Origin of the sequence: Paenibacillus sp. FSL E2-0177, assembly GCF_037992975.1 — a bacterium.
GTDB lineage: Bacteria > Bacillota > Bacilli > Paenibacillales > Paenibacillaceae > Paenibacillus_AQ > Paenibacillus_AQ odorifer.
In genome coordinates, this window is sequence record NZ_CP150307.1 from 2824195 (window position 1) to 2845232 (window position 21038).

Below are 21038 nucleotides of genomic sequence, written 5' to 3' on the forward strand. Positions count from 1 at the left end.
ATTGGTGCACATAATTATTGGACGCTCTACGCAAGCTAGGATGTGCCGAATGATGGCAAATCCAAGTGCAAGGGGCGAGCTAAAGTGCCAAATAACGAACGTGAATCTTTCGTAGCTGTTCAAAAAAATGGGGATGGCGATTTAACAAGCTTCCAGACCTCTACAGGACGTGTGCTGGCGTATGACCAAGCCCTGCAAGAAGTACAGGCCGGAAATATTGCCGGAGTGAACGCTTTTAAAGGTAAGGATGGAGAAACTTATATTCGCGGAGATGCGGATGGAGATCCAACTAACAATCTGGATAATTTGCCGACATTTTCATAGTTCAACACGAAAAGCCGTACATACGTCTACAGACGTTTATGTACGGCTTTTTTTTGTAAAGATCAGAGTTTATAGTTCACATGCTGCTCTAAAAATTCCATCTCTCCTGTAAGTCCGACGAAATCTGGTTGTTCATCGCTATAATGCATGAGCTTGATCCGCTCGCGAACATCTTTAGGCAGAGACATCAGCTCTTCCAGCGTGGTGTGAACAACGCCTGTTCCACCTAGTTGGCAGTCATGCAGGATGATCCGGATCCCGCGCTCCCGCACAAGGCTAATCAGTAGATCCGGCTGAAAGGTCATGTCCGCACTATAAAAAATCTCGTTGTTTATTAGAAGGGAATAACTGTTTTTCCCGGGAATATGCGGTGTTTGTATGATCTCTAATGAAAGAGTAGGAGAGAGCTTGTAGGTATTTTCAGGCTGCATGGGCTTAACATCGAAGATATCAGATAAGGAAGATACAGCATCTTCTTGGTATAAACCTCCCTTTAACGTATTGTTCCACAAGGGCTCTATAAGTGTCTCCGGAAGAAGTAAGGTCATTTTTTTACCGTGCACATGCTTTAAGGTTAGCGCAAGCTCTTCCAGCCCTCCAACATGATCTGCATGAATATGTGTAATGAGCGTAGCATTTACGTCACTGAAGGATTTTTCAAGTCTATGCATGGCAAGCGGGGCTGTTATCCCGCAATCAATCAGCAGGGTGTAATTTTCATCTAGCAGCAAGCCATTGTTGTTAAAATATTTTTTCGCAAAAGCATTGCCTGTTCCTAGCATTTGTAGGCTTAGACTCATAAGAAAGAACCCTCCTGAAATCGGTTATAGCTAATGTTTCTACTTCGAATAAGACCATAATATCATTTTTCGCAAGATCAATGAAATATTTACCTGAAATCAGCGCAACTTGCTGAAACAAAGTAAGTATATATTAACAGCATGAATTATCTGGAGGGTCTCAAATGAATAGATGGAAAAAAATCACTTTGTGCGTGTTTGCTTTTTCCTTGATGGGTGGCTCATTATTATTCGCCGATTCCGTTAATCAGAAAATTAGAGTATGGAGCAACGGAAAAGAAATTGTAGACGGCGGTTATCTAATTGATGGAAAAACGTACATTCCTGCTAGAGAAACAGGCGGGGTTGTTACTTGGGACGGTTCTGGGAAAGTTACGATCCTTAAACCTAATGTCCATATTGTACTTTTTAAAGGGGATACGGTTTTTGGCAATGTCAATGTAGGCAAGCTGAAAATAAAGATATTAACTCAGGTAGATAGTCTGACCGAAGAGATTTCAGCTGTGAAAGTGGCCATGACAGATCCGTCTGGAAACGTTAAGGATATTCAGTCACAGGTGCTTGAAGGCTCGCAGAAGGATAATTTCTGGTTTCCAACCTCGGAGTTTACTTATGATTTTAAAGAAGCGGGCAAATACCGGGTAGGCTTCTATATTAAGCCCTCCAAAAATGCCGATTACGTACTTGTGTCGGAGAAGGTAATAACAGCGTTAAATTAGGTGTTCTAAATTGACCTGAACTAATCTAACGTGGTACGATACCAGATGTAGGATAATACAATTCAAAGTGAGGTATTACAATGAGCGATCACAAACATGAGCATGGTGAAGCATGCGGTTGCGGGCATGATCACGACCATGAGCACGAGGAGTTTGTGCTGACCTTGACGAACGAGCAGGGCGAAGATGTGGAAATGGTGCTTGTAGAAACGTTCGACATAGGCGAGAAATTATATGCTCTGTTGTTAGAGCGCGAGAATCCAGAAGCAGACGGCATTATTCTGCGTATGGAAGAAGAAGACGAAGAAATGGTATTGTATAATATCGAAGATGAAGAAGAATGGAAAGCTGTTGAAGAAGCTTACAACAATCTGCTTGCTCAGCAAGAATAGATTCTAGCGACTAAACTTAAGCTGTTCTATGTGAATGGAACAGTTGATGCTTATATACAGAAACCCGATACTCATTATGGTATCGGGTTTTTGTATAAATGATTTAAGTTTTTAAGGAAAAAAATAGATCTTAGGATATAGGATCGGCTTCAACAATCACCTTAACATTAGTGATGCTGCGGTCCTCAGGCCCTTTAACCGGCAGGCCGATTTCGACGTGGTCGATAATGTAGTCGATATTATCCTGAGTAATGACTTCGCCAGGGAGGAGAATCGGTATCCCCGGTGGATATACATAGATAAACTCTGCAATGATGTACCCAGCAGATTCGCGGAACGGAACTAACTGAGTGTCAGCATAAAAAGCATCTCTTGGAATTAAAGCAAGCTGCGGGATTTCTGGAACCTGAACCTTCAGTTCATAGATTTCACCCTTGCTATAATGGATAGCGGATAGCACCCGTAAAGCAGCTAATAATTTATCTACTGATTCTTGAGTATCACCTGGGGTAATAAGGCAAAGAATATTATACATGTCACTCAGTTCAACTTCGATGTTGTATTTCTCACGCAGCCAGTTTTCGGTTTCGTAACCAGTGATCCCTAAATGGCGAACGTGAATGTTAAGTTTGGTTGGATCTAGATCGAAAGTTGCTTCTGTTCCAAGTATTTCTTTACCAAAGCTGTACAAGCCTTCGATAGTGTTAATGGTCTCGCGTGCGTAGTTGGACAATTGGATGGTTCTTTCCGCCATTTCATGTCCGTTCAGCGCGAGATTGCGTCTAGATGTATCGAGAGACGCTAATAAAATATATGAGGTTGATGTTGTAGTCAGCATGCTCATAATGGTCTGCACCCGTTGTGGGTTAATCAGCCCAGTCTTCGCATTTAGATTCAGTACCGAGCTTTGCGTCATGGAACCACCAAGCTTATGCACACTAGTGGCAGCTATGTCCGCACCGGCCTGCATGGCCGATACCGGCAGATCCTCATGAAAATGAATCAGTACTCCATGTGCCTCGTCCACCAGAACGGGTACCCCGTAACGGTGAGCCAGGTCGACAATCGAACGCAGGTCGGCACATACGCCGAAGTACGTTGGATTGATAACTAGAACTCCTTTAGCGTCTGGATGACGCTTTAACGCTCGTTCCAGCGCACTGGTGGTTATGCCGTGATCTATCCCGAGATTCTCATCCTGTACAGGCGAGACGAACACAGGCTTGGCTCCGGAGAAGATAATGGCCGACATTACGGATTTATGAATGTTACGCGGCACAATTATTTTTTCACCCGGTGAGCAGACAGAGAGGATCATCGTCATGATGGCATTGCTCGTGCCCTGTACGCTAAAATACGTATAGTCGGCGCCGAAAGCCTTCGCAGCCAGCTTTTGAGCCTCCTGGATTACGCCAGTTGGCTGATGTAGATCATCAAGCGGTGCGATGTTGATTAGATCTATGGATAGAGCGTTATCGCCGATAAACTCACGGAATTCGGCATCGGTTCCTAGCCCCTTCTTATGCCCGGGAATATGAAATTGAACTGGATTGCCGGCGGCATGCTTTTTTAGAGCTGTGAAGAGGGGAGTACGGTGTTGATTCATTTAATGCTGTCACAACCTTTCGCGAATAGTTAATTTTTAAGGCAAGCATCAGTATAACAAAACAATCTTCAGAATACTAGGATTTGGATGTGATAGAATGTCCACGAAAGCTGAACAACGGATGAATATTAGTTTAGCATCACCATTTATTGTTGAGATGTGGGTAATTATTTTTTTAGTTGAATTTGTTAAAGGTTCGCTGCTTGTTGCCTTATTGCCAGTGTATATGGAGAATATACTGGGGCTGTCGGTGACAGTAGTGGGATTCGCTTTTGCCCTACAGTATTTGGGGGACAACGTCTTCCGCAGTCCTTCAGGCTGGGTTATGGAGCGCATAGGGTTCCGCTGGACGATGACAAGTGCATTGCTGCTGATTCTAGTAGCCATTGGTTTGATCATCTATGCCAAAACGGCCGTTGCGTTATCCATCGCCTGTCTCATTCTTGGGATCGGGACCTCACCGCTTTGGCCATGTGTGATGACCGGGATTACCGAGCTGGCCGGATCAACCAAAAGCGGCAGCAGTGGTGCGGCCATGGGCGCTGTTGAGATGGCTTCTCTCGCAGGAACAGGAATCGGTCCAATTGTTGTGAATTTTTTAATGGATCAGGGTGGACAAAGCTATCACGTAGCTTTTCTAGTCTTGTTAGGTTGTGCTGCCGCTGTAGTTGTAGTAGCCCTTTTCTTACCTAAACGAATCTCTTCTAGCGGGTCTCATGCTGTCGTGAGGGACATGCATGGACTTGGCGGAGCAATGGAGCGTAAAAAGCTTAGTCCGTTAGAAAGTATAAAAAGAACGCTGCATCAGGTGAGAACTACCCTGAAAGTCAGCAGATGGCTGTACCCGGCGTTGTTCCTACAGGCCTTCGCCATTGGCTTGATGACACCTGTAGTTACCTTGTTTGCACGTACAGAGCTGCATGTTAGTCCCAATCAATTCAGTTTGCTCCTCATTGCAGGGGGAGGGATTACAGTTCTTGCACTTATTCCCGCAGGTAAGCTGGTGGACCGTATAGGGACAACGGTGTTTCTGAATATAGGTTTTTTGTTAGCTGCCTTTTCGCTGGCCTTTTTCTCTCAGGTTCGCTGGCTGCCACTTGCCTTTATCGCGGTTGCGCTGGTCGGTATAAGCTACGCGCTTATCCTCCCGGCATGGAATGCCTTTCTGGCTAAGCAAGTTCCTAAGGGGGAACGAGGGACGGTCTGGGGGCTGTTCTTGACACTCCAAGGCTCAGGAATGGTAGCGGGGCCAGTATTGTCAGGTAGATTATGGGATCATGTAGGACATGGTGTCCCATTCCTGGCAAGTGCTATTGTAATGTTGCTGCTCTTCGGGCTGCATCTGCTTATCGTGCATAGAACGAAACAGAAATTTAAGACTAGCTGAGGAAAAAAAGCCGCTGATAACCGGAGAATGATCCGGTAAATCAGCGGCTTTTTAGAAAATTAGAAGGATATACGATATAACGGAAGTAAGTTTCGAAGGTCTTCTGTATGACACTGTGCAGCTGAAGGACTAGAACGTTTATGCTCCAAAAGGACTAAAAGGCATTAAAATTCTCGATCAGCGTTTGGAGAAAGGCTGTTGCGGGTAAAAATAGTCAATAAACCAAGTTACCGCTACATAAACTGAAGTATAAAATAAGATTAAGACGAACGCAAAAAGGAAGTTAACTCAAGAAGAGGTCCGGCAGCCATGATTACTCTGGAATTGAACTAATGAAGGTTGGCTTTACAGATGTGAAGCTGTTAGGGGGGAGTGCCGTGAACAAAAACGACGAGGTGGAGTATTGTAACCTGGAACTGCGGTTCGACAGACAGCATATCCAGGACCTGATCAAGGATTTGATTCAAGAAGGTTATTCCCTATATTGGAGCGAGAATGAACAGGTCTTTGTGATTTCGGTCCGTACGGGTCGTAAGTTAGTGAAATTGCGGTTTCAAAGGATTAAAGACGGCTATAAGCTTGTGGGCGATTATATGATCCGTGATGCTCGCTTGTCAGAGTGGATGGAGAAATTAATTGGGGATATGCGCGGGCATGCAATCGTTAAACGTTTCCGGGATCGGCAGATTATTATTGAAAATATTTTGTTTGGCGAAGTGATTCGCCTAGTTGAAATTTCTGGTTATCAGCAGCGTGTGTTATATCAGAAGGGACCTATGCTCACAGATGAGGAGCTGACAAGACTCTTTTATTCTATTGAAGGGGAAGAACGGGTTCGCCAGCGGAGAATTGAAGTGGATGAACAGTTGGATCGGTTAAATGATGCACTAAAAGCTGGAGATACGGTTCGCGCGGACAAATGTCGAGCTGAGCTTGCCTTTTTGACCAAGGAATTGTTTATGTTAGAATGGTAAGCAAGTGCCGCAAATGTTCTTTCAAGGCACCCCGTTCATCGGGGTGTCTTATATTTGTATTGGAACTTGCAGACAGGGGTTCACTTCTGACGTTAAAAACGTTAAAATAGTCATTGTGATCATTTCTTAGACTGAATTTGTCAATGAAATTGATCTCTATTCGCAGGGCAGGCTTTGCTGTCTCTGATAAAGGGTGGTATTCTTATACTGCGAGAAATGGATTTCACAAAAATATAGGGTGCAAAGGGTGGAGGACCAGATGGCAAAACAACAAATCGGCGTTATTGGCTTGGCGGTAATGGGCAAGAATTTGGCTCTAAATATCGAAAGCAAAGGTTTTTCCGTATCCGTATTCAACCGCTCCCCGGAGAAGACACATGATCTTCTTGCTGAAGCGGAAGGTAAAAACCTCGTAGGCACATTTTCCGTTGAGGAATTTGTAGCTTCGCTGGAAACACCGCGCAAAATTCTGATCATGGTTCAAGCTGGTAAAGCTACTGATGCTACCATCGAGCAACTGCTGCCGCATCTTGATCAAGGCGACATCATTATCGACGGAGGGAATGCTTACTTCCCTGATACAGTTCGTCGTAGTAAAGAGCTGGAAGAAAAAGGTTTCCGCTTTATCGGTACTGGAGTTTCCGGTGGTGAAGAAGGTGCTCTTAAAGGTCCTTCGATTATGCCAGGTGGTCAAGAAAGTGCGTATAAACTTGTAGAGCCTATCCTAACGGCAATCTCAGCCAAAGTGGACGGAGAGCCTTGCTGTACATATATCGGACCTGACGGTGCAGGACACTATGTTAAAATGGTGCACAACGGTATCGAATATGGTGATATGCAATTGATCTGTGAAGCTTATCAGTTGTTGAAAGATGTTCTAGGTCTGGATGCAAAAGAACTTCACAATATTTTCAAAGAGTGGAACAGCGGCGAGCTCGACAGCTACCTGATCGAGATCACTACTGATATCTTTGCTCAATATGACGAAGAAACCGGCAAACCTATGGTTGACGTTATCCTTGATTCTGCTGGCCAAAAGGGTACTGGTAAATGGACAAGCCAAAGCTCACTAGATCTTGGTGTACCTCTGTCCATGATTACCGAATCCGTATTCTCCCGCTTCCTGTCTGCTATGAAGGATGAGCGCGTAGAAGCAAGCAAAGTGCTTAACGGACCAGAAGCAACAACATTTGAAGGCGACAAAGCCGAATTCATCGAGAACGTGCGTAAAGCATTGTTCGCGAGCAAAATCGTATCCTACGCGCAAGGTTTCGCTCAACTTCGCGTAGCTTCCGACGAATATGGTTGGGATCTGAAATATGGCGAGCTGGCTAAAATCTGGCGCGGCGGCTGCATTATCCGTTCCCGTTTCCTACAAAACATCACAGATGCTTATGAGAACAATGCGGAGCTTAAGAACCTGCTTCTTGATCCTTTCTTCAAGAATGTTATGGACAATTACCAATCCGCATGGCGTAAAGTCATTGCTTCTGCGGTAACTTTGGGTGTTCCAGTCCCTGGATTCTCCAGCGCATTGGCTTACTATGACAGCTACCGTACAGAACGTTTGCCTGCTAACTTGCTTCAGGCTCAACGTGATTACTTTGGCGCTCACACCTTCAAACGTGTGGACAAAGAAGGCGTCTTCCACCACAACTGGATGGCAGCGGAATAATCTAATTGACTGTATGACAAGCGGCCCGGACGGCTTCACCAGAAATGGGGAGCCTTTCGGGTCTTTTTTTACTGGAAGAAGCGGATTGTCTAATGTTTTGACCCTGTGTTATGATATGACAAATATCGCGGTTGGAGGATAGTCATGGCTGGGGATACAGAAGAACTAAAAACGATGAGTCAGGAAGATAAGAACAAAAACATTATTTTAGTAGGGATGATGGCGACTGGTAAGTCAACTGTTGGTGCTATTTTGGCCGAGGAGCTGGGCTATGAGCTGGTTGATTTGGATCATGTCATTATTGAGACTGAAGGCAGAAGCATTGCAGAAATCTTCGCAGAAGATGGTGAGGAATACTTTCGAAGCGTAGAAACTGCGGTTCTAAAGCAAATGCTAGAGTCTGAGAATAAATTAATATCCACTGGTGGAGGCGCGGTATTGGCGCCGGGAAATACAGCCTTAATGCTGAGTAAAGGGCATGTAGTTGCGCTAACGGCAACTGAGAAAGAGATTATTGCACGTGTTAGCGGGGATGAGAATCGTCCGCTGCTCGCCGGCAATGCAGAAGAACGGGTCAGACGAATCATGGAAGATCGCCAGGATGCATACCTATTCGCGCATTACACGGTCGATACAACGGGACTGACTGCGGCAGAAGTGTCGCAACATATTTTAATGCATTACCGCGGTTGAGCTTTTAAGAGAGTGTCTCATTCCATTCAATCATACCGCCGCTAAGGTTCGCAGCGTTATAACCAAATTGCTGTAGATATTCGCAGACACGTTGGCTGCGGGCACCGGAACGGCAAATGAAGATCACTTTGGCATCGCTTGGAATATCTTCAGTACGGTGCGGAATTTCTCCCATAGGGATATGTTGTGCACCGGGAATCATCCCAAAGGCCACCTCTTCGTCTTCGCGAACATCGATGAGTACAAGGTCTTCACCTGTCTCTATACACTGCCGTAATTCTTGCGGTGTGATTTGTGGTACATTATGCATGGGTTTGACCTCTTTTCATCAGAAGAATGGTTTAATGATAACACAAGAACAGAATACCCTGTCAAACAAGCATTACATACCCACTACATCTACTAAGGAGAGTTTATATTATGGACGTTATTGTTAGGCCAACGCCATCTCTGCAAGGAGAATTTGGAGCCCTCTCTTCCAAAAACTATACGACACGTTATCTGCTGGTTGCGGCATTGTCTGAAGGAGTAAGTACGATTTATCATCCTGCACATAGTGAGGATAGCGATGCGATCCGCCGCTGCATAGCAGATTTGGGTGCTGTGCTTACAGAAGATGAGGAAAAAATTGTGATTCAAGGCTTCGGACGTCACCCAAAAGATGTTAAAGAACTTAATGTAGGAAATGCCGGAGCGGTGCTGCGTTTTCTTATGGCTGTGGCCGCGTTAAGTCCTGAGGTTACTTTTGTAAATACGTATCCAGACTCATTGGGCAAACGTCCGCATGACGACTTGATTGTGTCATTGGAACAGTTAGGTGTTCAGGTTGAGCATAATGAAGGGAAACTGCCGATCACGATCCGTGGGGGTAAACCGGTTGGAGGCAGAATTACTGTCTCTGGTGCAGTAAGCTCCCAGTTCCTAAGTGCTCTGCTATTTCTGACGCCATTGCTTGAAGAAGATAGTGAAATTATTGTCCTCGATGATTTGAAATCGAAGGTTGTCGTGGGCCAGACCTTGGAAGTGTTGGAGCAGGCAGGTATTGTGGTGCACGCTGCGGATGATTACATGTCCTTTAAAGTTCCCGGTCGTCAAGCTTATGCAGCTAAATCATATACTGTTCAAGGTGACTACCCAGGCTCTGCGGCAATCCTTGCGGCGGCTGCCGTTACAAAGTCGGATGTGAAAATTCACCGTCTTGCAGAACAAAGTAAACAAGGTGAAAGAGCCATTGTTGATGTGCTGCGGATGATGGAAGTTCCTCTTACACATGAAGAGGGTACAGTACATGTCCAAGGGAACGGTATCCTAAAAGCTGTTGAATTCGATGGAGATGCTGCAACCGATGCGGTACTGGCCATGGTGGCTGCTGCAGTATTTGCAGAAGGTACCTCCCGATTCTACAATGTTGAGAATTTGCGCTATAAGGAATGTGATCGCATTACCGATTACTTGGCAGAGTTAACCCGTGCCGGAGCCAAGGTAGAAGAACGCCGCGATGAGATTATTGTTCACGGCATGCCCGAAGGTGTCGAAGGCGGAGTCACCATTAATGCGCATTATGATCACCGCGTAATTATGGCACTATCCGTAGTAGGCTTGCGTGCGCGTCAACCTCTTTTGATTAAGGATGCACATCATGTGGCAAAATCTTATCCGCAATATTTTGATCACTTGCGTGCGCTTGGTGCGAATGTGGAGTGGGTACAATAGGAATAAGGGAGCTAGCGTATCTAGCTTCAGTTAAACAAGGATCATTAAGTGTAATTATGGAAAGGGGCACTACTTATGAGCTTTGAGAATCCAAGTCGGGAGCAGATCGGAGATATTCTTGCTTCCGCAGGTAACATTGCTGTTGTCGGCTTATCAGACAAAACAGATCGTACCTCTTATATGGTCGCGGGCGCCATGCAAAGCCGGGGATATCGGATCATCCCCGTTAACCCAACGGTGGACGGGGAGATCCTGGGTGAAAAGTGTTATCACACTTTAGCTGAAATTCCAGATCCAGTGGACATCGTCAATGTATTCCGTCGAAGCGAACACTGCGCAAAGGTCGCGCAGGAGGCAGCTGACATTGGCGCACGTGTGCTGTGGCTCCAGCAGGGTATAGTTAGCGCGGAAGCCGCTGAAATTGCCGCTGAGCACGGTATGATCGCCATTATGGACCGCTGCATCAAGGTCGAAGAAGCGATCACAATGCATGGTCGTAGCCGGCAGTAGGTTCGGTTATATAACTGTTAAACTAAACACCGAGTTAAATGTGTAGTGATTATAGTTAGCGTTGACCAACGGACGTAACAAGGAAATGACGAAGAACGAACTAGCTGGCGAAGAACGAACTAACTGGTGAAGAACGAACTAGCTGGTGAAGAATGAGCAAACTGGCGAGAACGAGCAAAGGTGAAATAAACTAACTAGGTTTAAATTTATGATGCTGTGGCTAATGCAAACTTAGATGATTAAGTTTAGCCAAAATAAGTGGTATTGTGTAACGCATGGTGCGATTTCTAATGCAAATCGCCTGTTGAGCTAGTTATAATGAGATTAGACGAAGAACGTCCTTTAACCGCTTTTTGCGGTGAAGGGCGTTTTTTTATTTTGTAGGGGAGGCTATAGGTTATGGAGTTTGAAGAAGCGCATGGTTTGTTTATCGACCAGCATATGAAATCAAGAACAGGTGAAAGAAGAGGGAGACTGGTTAGAGGACATAATTTTGCGGAAAAGCTATTTTTGCAGAATGTATGGTGGCCTATGTTTGAGTCCCTAGACGATTTGCATCCAGAATACGAAGTATATGACTGGAATCGCAAATCACAATTTCTGGACTTTGCTTATCTTCCACAGACGGGCAGCAGCTTTGGGATCGAGTGTGATGGATATCAAAGCCATGTGAAAGATATGGACCGCGAGAAATTCAACTATTCAGTAAATCGGGACACTTTTTTGACTGGGATGGGCTGGAGGATGATTCATTTTTCTTTTGATGATATCCAGCAACGTCCCGAGGTCTGCCGGATGCTGTTACAACTGGTGCTGGCGCCTTACTTGGCGCGTAAATCTGCTAGCGTAGCTATTTTATCTGAGGAAAAAGAGGTTCTGCGTTTCGCTTGGCGTCTCGGTAGACAGGTTCGTCCAAAGGATGTGGCCATGCATTTCTGCATTAATTTCCGTACGGCGCGTCGATTGCTGCAATCATTAAGTGAGAAGGGGTTGCTGAAGCCGGTTAATCAGGGAGAAAGAATTCGGTATTATGAGGTGAAGGCTCTCAGACCAGATCAAATGTGGTAAGAAGATCTTTAGGAGGTTGGGAAAGGGAATAAGTGCACTTTATACAACTAAAACGCTAAAATAGCCATCTAAATGCGAAATAGTTGTACTTTGTACATTTAGAACGCATCAAAGATTAGATGAAGTGGAAAATCACTAAAAATAGTTGTATAAAGTGCAGTTAAAAAAGTGCTCAGAGTAACGTCGATATGAATAGTTGCACAAAGTACACTTAAACTAAGGTGGAATTCCTAACTGTGAGTTTAGGGTGTTGGAGATAGTTAATGGGGGAGAAAAGTTCGATGTTATGAAGCGAATGCTCTGAGATCAGATCAGTTCAGACCAGACCAGACCAGACCAGACCAGACCAGACCAGACCAGACCAAATCAGATCAGATCAAATCAGACCAAAGCATACCTGATCTGATCAGACCAGGTATGCTAGGGACATCTATACGATAGCTGCACAAGGGAATAATTGCACTTTATACAACTAAATCGCCGAAATAGCCATCTAAATGCGAAATAGTTGCACTTTGTACACTTAGAACGCATCAAAGATTAGATGAAGTGGAAAATCACTAAAAATAGTTGTATGAAGTGCAGTTAAAAAGGTGCTCAGAGTAACGTCGATATGAATAGTTGCACAAAGTACACTTAAACTCGATTCTAACTCTGTAGTATTCATCAGCTTCACGTAAATACCAGCCGTTCTATGGATACTAATGAATAAATGTTTAGTGGAATGTGAGAATATTTGTTTTAAAAATGTAACGTGAAGATCTCATGAGTTTCTTTTGACAAAAATCCCCGCAGCGCTTACCATTCAATATAGAAAGAAAGGAGAGGGTAGCCTTGAATTGGCTCGGATCATTGCAGCAATTGGGCAGAGCCATAATGCTTCCTACCATGGTACTGCCGGCGGCAGCCATTTTGCTGAGTTTGGGCAGCTTACCTTGGTCTGCATGGGGACTTTCTTCGGTGTCTGAAGTGGCTACTTACGCGGGGCAGGCAATATTTTATTATATGCCTTATTTGTTCGCTGTAGGTGTAGCATGGGGGTTATCCAATCAAGCCGGAACAGCGGGTCTTGCAGCGCTGGCTGGGATGTTCACTTACGACCGAATTGTCACCCAAATGGGAGACGGGCTTGTACAACCTGCAACACTAATCGGAATTTTGCTGGGGATCGTTGCCGGTGTCGCGCAAAACCGGTTTAAAAATATTAAGCTTCCAGAGGCGATCCAGTTTTTTGGAGGGTCGCGTTTTGTTTTGCTGTTCATGGGCTTGTTTTCTGCCGGGTTCGCATGGGTAATGTTAGGAATATCTCCGCTGCTGCAGATAGGGCTGGATAATCTTTTTCAGGGAATATTGCAGACGGGCGGGTTTGGCGTTTTTATCTATGGGGTCCTATATAGGGTTCTGACCGCTTTTGGACTACATCATATTCTTAATAATGTGTTTTGGTTTCAATTTGGGAATTTTACGACTCCTGATGGCAGTGCTGTGGTTCAGGGGGATTTGCCGCGTTTTTTTGCAGGCGATCCAACGGCTGGGATTTTTATGGCGGGGTTGTTTCCGATTATGATGTTTGCGCTGCCTGCCATTGCTTTTGCAATTATTCAGGAAGCGCGCGAGGATTTGAAGCCCAAGATTAAAAAGACTTTTGTGCGGGCGGCGTTGGTTTGTTTTCTGACCGGGGTTTCGGAGCAGATCGAATTTGCATTTTTATTTGCTTCTCCGTATTTGTTCGCGGTACATACTGTAATGTCCGGTCTCGCTATGGTGTTGACCTACATGCTGGGAATCCATCACGGGTTCTCCTATTCGGCTGGAGCCATCGATTTCTTCTTGAACATGCATTTGTCACAGAGGGCTTGGCTGCTGATTCCGATTGGTATCGGCTACGGGATTGTATACTATAATTTATTTCGCTGGGCGATTCGCCGTTTTCAGATCCCGACACCGGGGCGTGAAGAAGGTTCAGAGCTTGGAGATTGGGCCGGCAATATCCCTTATCAGGCACCGCTAATCTTAGAGGCGCTTGGAGGCAAGGAGAATATTGTACAAGTGCAGTCCTGTATCACCCGTCTGCGGCTTACCGTTCATAATGACCGATATATAGATACTGGAGCGCTTAAAGGTTTAGGTTCTGCTGGGATTATCAAGCTGGGCGGCGGAAATGTCCAGGTAGTATTTGGCACGTATTCAGAACTGATCCGCGAGGAGATTAATAAGCTTATGCTTCGTGATTTACCGCAGGTGCTGTTCAGTTCGCCAATGCAGGGTAGAATGATGCCCATTGAGGAAGTGCCTGATCACATTTTTGCGGCTAAGCTAGTGGGCGATGGTGTTGCATTTTTGCCGGAAAAAGGGGAACTTACTTCACCCGTATTCGGGAAAGTCATGCACATCTATCCTACAATGCATGCCGTGGGTATTTCGACGCCGGAAGGGTTGGAGGTACTCATGCATATAGGGATCGACACTTCACAGCTCAAGGGACCCTTTGAGGCGGTTGTAAAAGAAGGCGACAGCGTGGAGCCAGGTCAATTGCTAGTTAAATTCGACCTCGCTTATTTGCGTGAACATGCGGCCTCATTGGCTACACCGATGGTGATCACGAATCCTGATCGAGTCAAATCATGGAGCTATGCTCCATTTAAAAATGTTAAAAAGGGGCAATCATCAGTAATGTCCGTAGTCTTACACGAAAGTAACGTTGGAGGGATTGAAGGATGATACAAGGCATAGGCGCAGCAGCAGGTGTAGCTATCGGGAAGGCCTTTGTCTTGCCGAACTGGGAATGGAGCTTACCGGATACACAAGTGAACCCAGTGGATCTAGCTAAGGAGTTTGAGCGTTTATACGAAGGTATCCGTACCTCTAAGGACGAGATTGAATTCATCAAAAAAGAGTTCAGAGAAGTGGTGGGTCCGGAGGAATCGAGTATTTTTGATGCTCATCTGGCGATCTTAGATGATCCTGTGTTCATGAGTGAAATCCGCGGGATCATTGAGCGCCAGTACAAGGCGGCAGAAGTAGCTGTGAAAGAAGCAATTGATCATTTTGTAGCGATGTTTGATCTGCTAGACGATGAGTACATGAAGGAGCGGGCGGTGGATATCAAGGATGTCGGAAACCGTCTTTTAAAACATCTTTTAGGTGCTCCAGAGGTTACGTTACCATCGGATACACAGCCATATATTCTTGTTGCGAAGGAGTTGTCTCCTTCCCAGCTAGCTCACTTGAATCCAACTTATGTTCTAGGTATTGTCACTATGATGGGCGGTAAAACCTCACATTCCTCCATTATGGCTCGTGCGCTAGGCATTCCTCTTGTAGCAGGCTTGGAGAATAATCTGTCTAATCCTATTCAGACCGGGGACATGCTTGTGATCGACGGTGATACCGGATCTGTACAAATCCATCCAGATGAACTTACGATAAATGAATACGTAGCGATTCGGGATAAACAGCATAAAAAGAAAGAGCAACTGGAACTGCTCGCCACCGTGGAGGCTGTTACCAAGGATGGTGTGAACCTGCGACTTGCCGGCAATATCAGTTCAGTTAAAGAACTCAACATAGCGCTTAAGTATGGAGCTGAAGGCGTAGGCCTGTTCCGTACGGAGTTTCTTTATATGGACCGCAGATCTTTTCCAACTGAGGATGAACAATTTGAAGTGTATAAACAGGTTGTCGAGAAGGTGGGCAATAACACTGTAGTGATTCGTACGCTGGATATTGGCGGGGACAAGCAGTTGGATTATATCCAGCTGCCTGAAGAGCAGAATCCTTTCCTTGGTTACCGGGCGATTCGCATCAGCTTGGACCGATTAGATATGTTCAAAACCCAGCTAAGTGCCATTTTGCGGGCAAGTGCATACGGGAATGTAAAGTTAATGTTTCCAATGATTTCTTCCGTAGAGGAAGTGCAGGCGGCAAAAGCTGTTTTAGAAGAAGTGAAAGCTGAGCTGGAGCAACGAGATATCCCTTTTAACCGGAATCTTCCTGTGGGTATTATGATTGAAGTTCCGGCGGCGGTTATGATTGCTGATTTACTGGCTGAGGAAGTTGACTTTTTCAGTATCGGCACTAATGATTTGGTTCAATATGTGTTAGCGGTAGACCGTATGAATGAACAAATTGCTCATATGTATCATCCGTACCATCCAGCGGTTCTGCGAATGATCCGTATGACGGTAGAAGCGGCACGTAATGCCAAGATTGATATCAGTGTATGTGGTGAAATGGCGGCGGATGAGCGTTCTTTGCCTCTTTGGCTGGAGCTGGGAATTAGAGATCTCAGCATGTCGCCGCAGGCGCTGCTGAAGGTTAAACACCGCACACTGAACACATTGGCCAAGGATGCCAAAAGAATCGCCAAAGCGTGTTTCCACCATCGTACAAGCTCAGAGACGGAAGAAATGTTAACTGCGTTTGCACAAAAAAGTGGTCTTACACTTGGATCAAGCGGGGAACTACAGGAGAAAGCCTCATCCTAAAGTTACTGTAACTTTTATTCAATTCATAACAAGGTTCGGCATTTTTGCCGAGCCTTTTTCTTTATTTATGCCATACTTTAAAAAAACAAAACCGTTTGCCCTGCGGCGCAGTCAATACATAGAGAGTTACACAGAACCGATTTAGATATAAAGGCAAGGGGGGAGGCAGGCCGAAAATGGATCACATTATAAATGACGAAATGGAAATGGCCGCTACGGACGAAGAGCTGTTTTATGAGCAAGTGGCTGGACAGAAAAGAAAACTTTATAGCATTGCTTACAGCTATTTGCGAAATGAAGCGGATTCGCTGGAGGTTTTGCAGGAGGCCACCTGCCGTGCATGGATTAAACGAAAAAGCTTAAAAGATGCGGAGCGTTTCGCTCCTTGGTTAACACGTATTTTGATTAATTGCTGTAATGATGAGCTGAAGCGCCGAAAGAGGAATACAGTCGCAGAAGCTGCTCGAAGTGATGAGGGGATCATGGAGATGAAAAGTGACCGCAGACTGGACATGGAACAAGCGCTGGATGGAGTGAAACCCAAATATCGCCAAGTGCTGGTGCTCAAATATTACAAGGATATGACCCTTGCCGAGATTGCAGAGGTGCTGGATAAACCAGAGGGCACAGTGAAGACATGGCTGAATAAAGGATTAAAACAACTGCGTGACAAAATGAAGCGGAAGGGGGAGCTATTTTATGGCTGAGTCTGAAGAGAAGCTGCTTAAAGATTATTTTCAGAAAATCGATGCGGAGGCAGAAGAAATTCTGGATGTAAAACTGGACACCGCGATCCGCAAGGGGATGCAGCAAGGGAACCGTTCACGTTTGTCTTTTAGAAAAAAGTACGCTGTTGTTGTATTGGTAGTCTTGGCATTCGCCTTACTTATAATTGTGCCTTGGGCAAATCAGATGATAAATCCCGTACGTTCGCAATTACCTCCAAAAAGCTGGGGTCAGCTTGAAGTGTTTAGACCCGTTATTGCTAATAATCTGACGATTAAATCAGCACTTGATGCGGGAATGATGAAGGAGGTAAATATCTCTTCTCCTGAGGTGGACGGGATAACATGGACTGTTAATGGAATCATTGCAGACCGAAGAGGCATTGCTGTGCTTTATACAATCCAGAACAATACGGATCAGAAGATGCGGCTTTTTGGCTTGTCTTTGAAAAAGACTCCAGAGGATAAATACCACCTTAGTGGATACAGCGGGTTTAGCACTTCTAATGCACAAGAGGTTGGGTCCCCTGGGACGACTCGTATGTATGAGCAAATCATCTGGGATAAATATCAGGATGAGATACCAGAGGAGTTGAATATCACACTATCGCTTTTTCCAGATGCTCTTGGTCAAGTTTTTAATAACAAGGATATAAAAGAAATGGATGTCAAAATTCCACTGGAAGCTGATAACAATTATTTTCAAGGAGAGCTCGTTGATCTGAAGGATAGTCTGTCTATCGGTGGACAGAAAATTATAATGGACCAGGTTTATATTGGGCCTACAGGTATTTATATGCGACAAACCTTTGGCAGAGAGAATACAATGAGGATTTTCAGTTTGCTTTCACCTAAGCTCGTCCTCGGAAAAGGGGATCATCAAGAAGAACTAATGTGGGCAAGTGGTTCGAATATTTACCAAAATGACAATATGAGACCCGATGATCCAATCAAGCTTGAAATTGAGGGGATTTCAGCACTGGATAAATCTAAGGTGGAGTTAGTGATTAACACGGAAACCAAACAGATTCTGAAGGAACCTGATAGCTATCTCACGATTTCTAAACGGACCGCGGACGATGAGAAGGGGATTATATTATTGGATTTATTGATTCCCAAAAAAGTTGAGGAGTTGCATGAAGCAACCGGTTTTGGGATAGATGATAATTTTGTGGATAGTGCTGGAAGCGGACATTGGCTTGTACATGATTCTGAGAGTTATTCTAGATATAGAGAATACCGTGAAGACGCTAAGGGAACTACAATAACTTATTATCTTAACGTAGGCAAAGAAAAGCTGCCTCAACCTTTGACTTTTAGGTTTACAAATTATCCAAATATGATCATGGAGACGGATTCCATGCGGATTAGATAACCATCTGGATTTTAAACGCCTCAAATCAAAAGCCCTGTTCCTCAAATTGTGAGAAACAGGGCTTGTTTGATTTTAACTATATTCCTACTGTTTATTCCCCAGCTAGTGCATCGCAAAAGGCTTTGCCGTATGGCGGAAGATCTGGCGGGCGGCGAGCAGAAATGATATGTCCATCCGTAACCACAGCTTCATCCTTCCAGATGGCTCCGGCATTCTCCATGTCATCACGGATGCCTGGCGTGGAGGTGACGGTTACACCTTCCAGAATTTTAGCAGAAATTAATACCCAGCCTGCATGGCAGATCTGCCCAATCGGTTTTTTAGCCGCATTAAAATCCTGTACAAGCTTTAGAACGGCACTGTATCTACGGATTTTATCAGGAGCCCAGCCGCCTGGAACCAAAATCCCATCATAATCTGCGGCATTAAGCTCGTCCCAGGAGTATTCTGCTTTAGCAGGTACGCCATATTTACCGATGTACGTCTTATCTTTTTCCAGACCTGCCAAGTGAACCTCGGCACCTTCTTCTCTCACCCGATACACGGGATACCAGAGCTCCAAATCTTCAAATTCATCGTCTACGAGTGCTATGACCTTTTTACCGGCTAGTCTCATTTAGTTAAGCTCCTTTCGATTCCCATGATTCTTTCATTATTCTATCAAATTTAAAATATGAAGTCATCTTTAGGGATGTAAATTATAGACAAATTGCCAATTTAATCATTATATGCAATAAAGGAGGGTTTTAATCGAGTGGAGTCGAATATAGAAGTTGAAAAAGTCAAACTTTGTGCGTTATTAATTTTGTGCAAGAGGTGTAGAAGATGTATAAAGATAATTTGATGGAGAAGTTGTGCAGTTGTGGTGGCCTCATGAACTTACATATGCATTCTTTGATTTTTAATACGAAGATGAAGATTACTCATGTTCCTGTCTATACCTGCCCAGAATGCGCTAGTTATGAACCTTTGCAGTTTATTAAAGCAGATCTAGGCAAATTAGTAAAAGAACTCAGTGGAGATGATCCGGGAAAAGATTTTTTGTTTACGGAGAGAAATGAATTGGCCAGTGTATTAAAAGAATCCTTGTCAGAAACTATAATAGGGGGAATATCAGAACTAGAGACGATAATCCGAGAGAGGATTCAGACCCGAGTCGATATGCTTCTCGATATCTATCGTTTAGCTGAGAAGCTGTCAGACCAGCATTGGATGGAAGAAACTAGTCGAAGATTGTCTCAATTAACCTTCCAAATGACTGAAAATGAAGATTATAAAAAAATTGTGTGAAAATAATGAAAATTTTTCACGGAATGTTGGATTTTTCACTCACTTTTTGTTACGATAGATAGAAGTTACATTATTGATGCTCTTGGACAGGTTAACCAGCACTGGTCACAATTTTAATCCAGGGTGACGTTTTCAGCCTTGAAAGAAATTTTGAAAGGAAAATGAAGCGTTATCATTGCACAAATGTACAAAGTGTCGTATCATATTTTTAATTAGTCGAACGATAAAATTTATCGCAATGGAGAGAGTAATTTGACGGTAACCATTTACGATGTAGCTCGAGAAGCAGGCGTATCTATGGCTACGGTATCACGGGTTGTGAATAATAACCCTAACGTGAAACCGCAGACCCGGAAGAAAGTTTTTGAAGCGATTGAACGTTTGGGATATCGTCCCAATGCCGTGGCAAGAGGTCTTGCCAGTAAGAAAACGACAACCGTTGGGGTTGTCATCCCTGATATTTCAAACTCGATTTTTGCAGAAATTGCACGCGGGATTGAAGATATCGCGAACATGTATCATTACAATATCATATTGTGTAACGCGGATAAGCGTAAAGAGAAAGAAATTCGTGTCATTAATACCCTTTTGGAGAAACAGGTCGATGGTCTGCTCTTCATGGGTGGTACAGTAACTGACGAACATATTCAAGCTTTCCAGACTTCTGCAGTTCCGATTGTTCTATGTGCTACACGGGATGAGAAGGGAACTTATCCTTCCGTTGACATCGATCATGAAACCGCTGCTTTTGATGCTGTGAACACATTGATTCGTCACGGTCATCGTGAGATCGCTATGATCAGTGGCACACTGCAGGATCCTGCAAATGGATATGCACGTTTCCATGGTTACAAGAAAGCATTGGAACAGGCAGGAATCGAGTACCAAGAGGATTTGGTACGCATCGGTAACTACCGCTATGAATCTGGTGTAGAAGCAATGAAGTATTTCCTTGGACTCAAGAAGAAACCAACCGCTATTTTTGCGGCAACGGATGAAATGGCTATTGGTGCCATTCACAGTATTCAAGATGAAGGTCTGAAGGTACCGGATGATTTCTCCATCATTAGTGTGGATAATATTCGTATGGCTTCGATGGTTCGTCCTTTGCTAACAACTGTAGCTCAGCCTATGTACGATTTGGGTGCAGTTGCGATGAGACTTTTGACCAAGCTTATGAAGAAAGAAACCGTTGAGAATCCGCGGGTTATCCTGCCTCATGAAACGATTCTCCGCTTGTCGGTTAATCATCTGAATAAGTAATTTAAGAACTGAACAGTTATTCCGTAAAAAGCTCCTT

20 protein-coding genes are annotated in these 21038 nt (G+C 44.5%); 16 read left to right on the top strand and 4 right to left on the bottom strand.

Going from position 1 to position 21038, the window contains the following annotated elements; genetic code table 11:
• The first annotated feature begins 84 nt into the window (after positions 1-84).
• Entirely contained in the window at positions 85-324 is a 240-nt protein-coding gene (locus tag MHI25_RS12545) for a DUF3892 domain-containing protein (RefSeq protein WP_036686113.1), read from the top strand.
• 62 nt (positions 325-386) lie between these two features.
• Here MHI25_RS12545 and MHI25_RS12550 read toward each other — a convergent pair whose 3' ends face one another.
• Entirely contained in the window at positions 387-1124 is a 738-nt protein-coding gene (locus tag MHI25_RS12550; protein WP_076129115.1) for an MBL fold metallo-hydrolase, read from the bottom strand.
• 164 nt (positions 1125-1288) lie between these two features.
• Here MHI25_RS12550 and MHI25_RS12555 point away from each other — a divergent pair, with 164 nt between their 5' ends.
• Both MHI25_RS12555 and MHI25_RS12560 read left to right on the top strand, forming a co-directional pair.
• The gene (locus MHI25_RS12555) at positions 1289-1843 is read left to right on the top strand and encodes a copper amine oxidase (protein WP_036686116.1); all 555 of its coding nucleotides are present in this window, start codon (positions 1289-1291) and stop codon (positions 1841-1843) included.
• An 80-nt stretch (positions 1844-1923) separates the two neighbouring features.
• Positions 1924-2235 carry a DUF1292 domain-containing protein gene (locus MHI25_RS12560; protein WP_036686118.1) on the top strand — a complete coding sequence of 104 codons (312 nt, stop codon included), beginning with the start codon at positions 1924-1926 and terminating at the stop codon, positions 2233-2235.
• 130 nt (positions 2236-2365) lie between these two features.
• Here the strand turns inward: MHI25_RS12560 and MHI25_RS12565 are convergent, their stop codons facing one another.
• The gene (locus MHI25_RS12565) at positions 2366-3841 is read right to left on the bottom strand and encodes an aminotransferase class I/II-fold pyridoxal phosphate-dependent enzyme (protein ID WP_036686120.1); all 1476 of its coding nucleotides are present in this window, start codon (positions 3839-3841) and stop codon (positions 2366-2368) included.
• A gap of 97 nt (positions 3842-3938) precedes the next feature.
• On the opposite strand from MHI25_RS12565, the gene MHI25_RS12570 reads away from it, so the two are divergent.
• The 4 genes from MHI25_RS12570 to MHI25_RS12585 all read left to right on the top strand — a co-directional run bounded on the left by MHI25_RS12570 (position 3939) and on the right by MHI25_RS12585 (position 8570).
• The gene (locus MHI25_RS12570) at positions 3939-5228 is read left to right on the top strand and encodes an MFS transporter (protein ID WP_076183344.1); all 1290 of its coding nucleotides are present in this window, start codon (positions 3939-3941) and stop codon (positions 5226-5228) included.
• Between the two features lie 377 nt (positions 5229-5605).
• Positions 5606-6202, top strand: a complete 597-nt coding sequence (locus tag MHI25_RS12575; RefSeq protein ID WP_036686566.1) for a hypothetical protein — start codon at positions 5606-5608, stop codon at positions 6200-6202.
• Positions 6203-6461: 259 nt separating this feature from the next.
• On the top strand, positions 6462-7877 hold the full coding sequence (gndA, locus tag MHI25_RS12580; RefSeq protein WP_038570246.1) for an NADP-dependent phosphogluconate dehydrogenase: 1416 nt from the start codon (positions 6462-6464) through the stop codon (positions 7875-7877).
• A gap of 144 nt (positions 7878-8021) precedes the next feature.
• Positions 8022-8570, top strand: coding sequence for a shikimate kinase (locus MHI25_RS12585; RefSeq protein WP_340395498.1), 549 nt, complete (start codon positions 8022-8024; stop codon positions 8568-8570).
• A 4-nt stretch (positions 8571-8574) separates the two neighbouring features.
• On the opposite strand, the gene MHI25_RS12590 is transcribed toward MHI25_RS12585, so the two are convergent.
• Entirely contained in the window at positions 8575-8880 is a 306-nt protein-coding gene (locus MHI25_RS12590) for a rhodanese-like domain-containing protein (RefSeq protein WP_036686126.1), read from the bottom strand.
• A gap of 110 nt (positions 8881-8990) precedes the next feature.
• Here MHI25_RS12590 and aroA point away from each other — a divergent pair, with 110 nt between their 5' ends.
• The 7 genes from aroA to MHI25_RS12625 all read left to right on the top strand — a co-directional run bounded on the left by aroA (position 8991) and on the right by MHI25_RS12625 (position 18448).
• Complete coding sequence (gene aroA, locus MHI25_RS12595; RefSeq protein ID WP_076129118.1) at positions 8991-10283, top strand: 3-phosphoshikimate 1-carboxyvinyltransferase; 1293 nt, start codon at positions 8991-8993, stop codon at positions 10281-10283.
• Positions 10284-10358: 75 nt separating this feature from the next.
• Positions 10359-10793, top strand: a complete 435-nt coding sequence (locus MHI25_RS12600) for a CoA-binding protein (RefSeq protein WP_076303382.1) — start codon at positions 10359-10361, stop codon at positions 10791-10793.
• 399 nt (positions 10794-11192) lie between these two features.
• Positions 11193-11861, top strand: coding sequence for a hypothetical protein (locus MHI25_RS12605; RefSeq protein ID WP_339190650.1), 669 nt, complete (start codon positions 11193-11195; stop codon positions 11859-11861).
• A gap of 834 nt (positions 11862-12695) precedes the next feature.
• Positions 12696-14582 carry a glucose PTS transporter subunit IIA gene (locus tag MHI25_RS12610; RefSeq protein WP_340395499.1) on the top strand — a complete coding sequence of 629 codons (1887 nt, stop codon included), beginning with the start codon at positions 12696-12698 and terminating at the stop codon, positions 14580-14582.
• Entirely contained in the window at positions 14579-16348 is a 1770-nt protein-coding gene (ptsP, locus tag MHI25_RS12615; protein WP_036686134.1) for a phosphoenolpyruvate--protein phosphotransferase, read from the top strand. Before MHI25_RS12610 ends, ptsP begins: the two co-directional genes overlap by 4 nt.
• 176 nt (positions 16349-16524) lie before the next feature.
• Positions 16525-17055: a sigma-70 family RNA polymerase sigma factor gene (locus MHI25_RS12620; protein WP_094902125.1), complete on the top strand. Its 531-nt coding sequence runs from the start codon at positions 16525-16527 to the stop codon at positions 17053-17055.
• Positions 17048-18448, top strand: a complete 1401-nt coding sequence (locus tag MHI25_RS12625) for a DUF4179 domain-containing protein (protein ID WP_340395500.1) — start codon at positions 17048-17050, stop codon at positions 18446-18448. Before MHI25_RS12620 ends, MHI25_RS12625 begins: the two co-directional genes overlap by 8 nt.
• A gap of 91 nt (positions 18449-18539) precedes the next feature.
• Here the strand turns inward: MHI25_RS12625 and MHI25_RS12630 are convergent, their stop codons facing one another.
• Positions 18540-19064 carry a type 1 glutamine amidotransferase domain-containing protein gene (locus MHI25_RS12630; RefSeq protein WP_076189861.1) on the bottom strand — a complete coding sequence of 175 codons (525 nt, stop codon included), beginning with the start codon at positions 19062-19064 and terminating at the stop codon, positions 18540-18542.
• Between the two features lie 209 nt (positions 19065-19273).
• Here MHI25_RS12630 and MHI25_RS12635 point away from each other — a divergent pair, with 209 nt between their 5' ends.
• Both MHI25_RS12635 and ccpA read left to right on the top strand, forming a co-directional pair.
• Positions 19274-19738 (top strand): hypothetical protein, encoded by a 465-nt coding sequence (locus MHI25_RS12635; RefSeq protein WP_076129122.1) that lies wholly within the window; start codon positions 19274-19276, stop codon positions 19736-19738.
• A 252-nt stretch (positions 19739-19990) separates the two neighbouring features.
• Positions 19991-21001, top strand: a complete 1011-nt coding sequence (ccpA, locus tag MHI25_RS12640) for a catabolite control protein A (protein ID WP_036686140.1) — start codon at positions 19991-19993, stop codon at positions 20999-21001.
• The last annotated feature ends 37 nt before the right edge of the window (positions 21002-21038 follow it).

Excerpts from the sequence above, each read along its gene's own strand:
- MHI25_RS12550 (WP_076129115.1), bottom strand. The coding sequence starts at position 1,124 with ATGAGTCTAAGCCTACAAATGCTAGGAACAGGCAATGCTTTTGCGAAA.
- MHI25_RS12555 (WP_036686116.1), top strand. The coding sequence starts at position 1,289 with ATGAATAGATGGAAAAAAATCACTTTGTGCGTGTTTGCTTTTTCCTTG.
- MHI25_RS12560 (WP_036686118.1), top strand. The coding sequence starts at position 1,924 with ATGAGCGATCACAAACATGAGCATGGTGAAGCATGCGGTTGCGGGCAT.
- MHI25_RS12565 (WP_036686120.1), bottom strand. The coding sequence starts at position 3,841 with ATGAATCAACACCGTACTCCCCTCTTCACAGCTCTAAAAAAGCATGCC.
- MHI25_RS12570 (WP_076183344.1), top strand. The coding sequence starts at position 3,939 with ATGTCCACGAAAGCTGAACAACGGATGAATATTAGTTTAGCATCACCA.
- gndA (WP_038570246.1), top strand. The coding sequence starts at position 6,462 with ATGGCAAAACAACAAATCGGCGTTATTGGCTTGGCGGTAATGGGCAAG.
- MHI25_RS12585 (WP_340395498.1), top strand. The coding sequence starts at position 8,022 with ATGGCTGGGGATACAGAAGAACTAAAAACGATGAGTCAGGAAGATAAG.
- MHI25_RS12590 (WP_036686126.1), bottom strand. The coding sequence starts at position 8,880 with ATGCATAATGTACCACAAATCACACCGCAAGAATTACGGCAGTGTATA.
- aroA (WP_076129118.1), top strand. The coding sequence starts at position 8,991 with ATGGACGTTATTGTTAGGCCAACGCCATCTCTGCAAGGAGAATTTGGA.
- MHI25_RS12600 (WP_076303382.1), top strand. The coding sequence starts at position 10,359 with ATGAGCTTTGAGAATCCAAGTCGGGAGCAGATCGGAGATATTCTTGCT.
- MHI25_RS12605 (WP_339190650.1), top strand. The coding sequence starts at position 11,193 with ATGGAGTTTGAAGAAGCGCATGGTTTGTTTATCGACCAGCATATGAAA.
- ptsP (WP_036686134.1), top strand. The coding sequence starts at position 14,579 with ATGATACAAGGCATAGGCGCAGCAGCAGGTGTAGCTATCGGGAAGGCC.
- MHI25_RS12620 (WP_094902125.1), top strand. The coding sequence starts at position 16,525 with ATGGATCACATTATAAATGACGAAATGGAAATGGCCGCTACGGACGAA.
- MHI25_RS12625 (WP_340395500.1), top strand. The coding sequence starts at position 17,048 with ATGGCTGAGTCTGAAGAGAAGCTGCTTAAAGATTATTTTCAGAAAATC.
- MHI25_RS12630 (WP_076189861.1), bottom strand. The coding sequence starts at position 19,064 with ATGAGACTAGCCGGTAAAAAGGTCATAGCACTCGTAGACGATGAATTT.
- MHI25_RS12635 (WP_076129122.1), top strand. The coding sequence starts at position 19,274 with ATGTATAAAGATAATTTGATGGAGAAGTTGTGCAGTTGTGGTGGCCTC.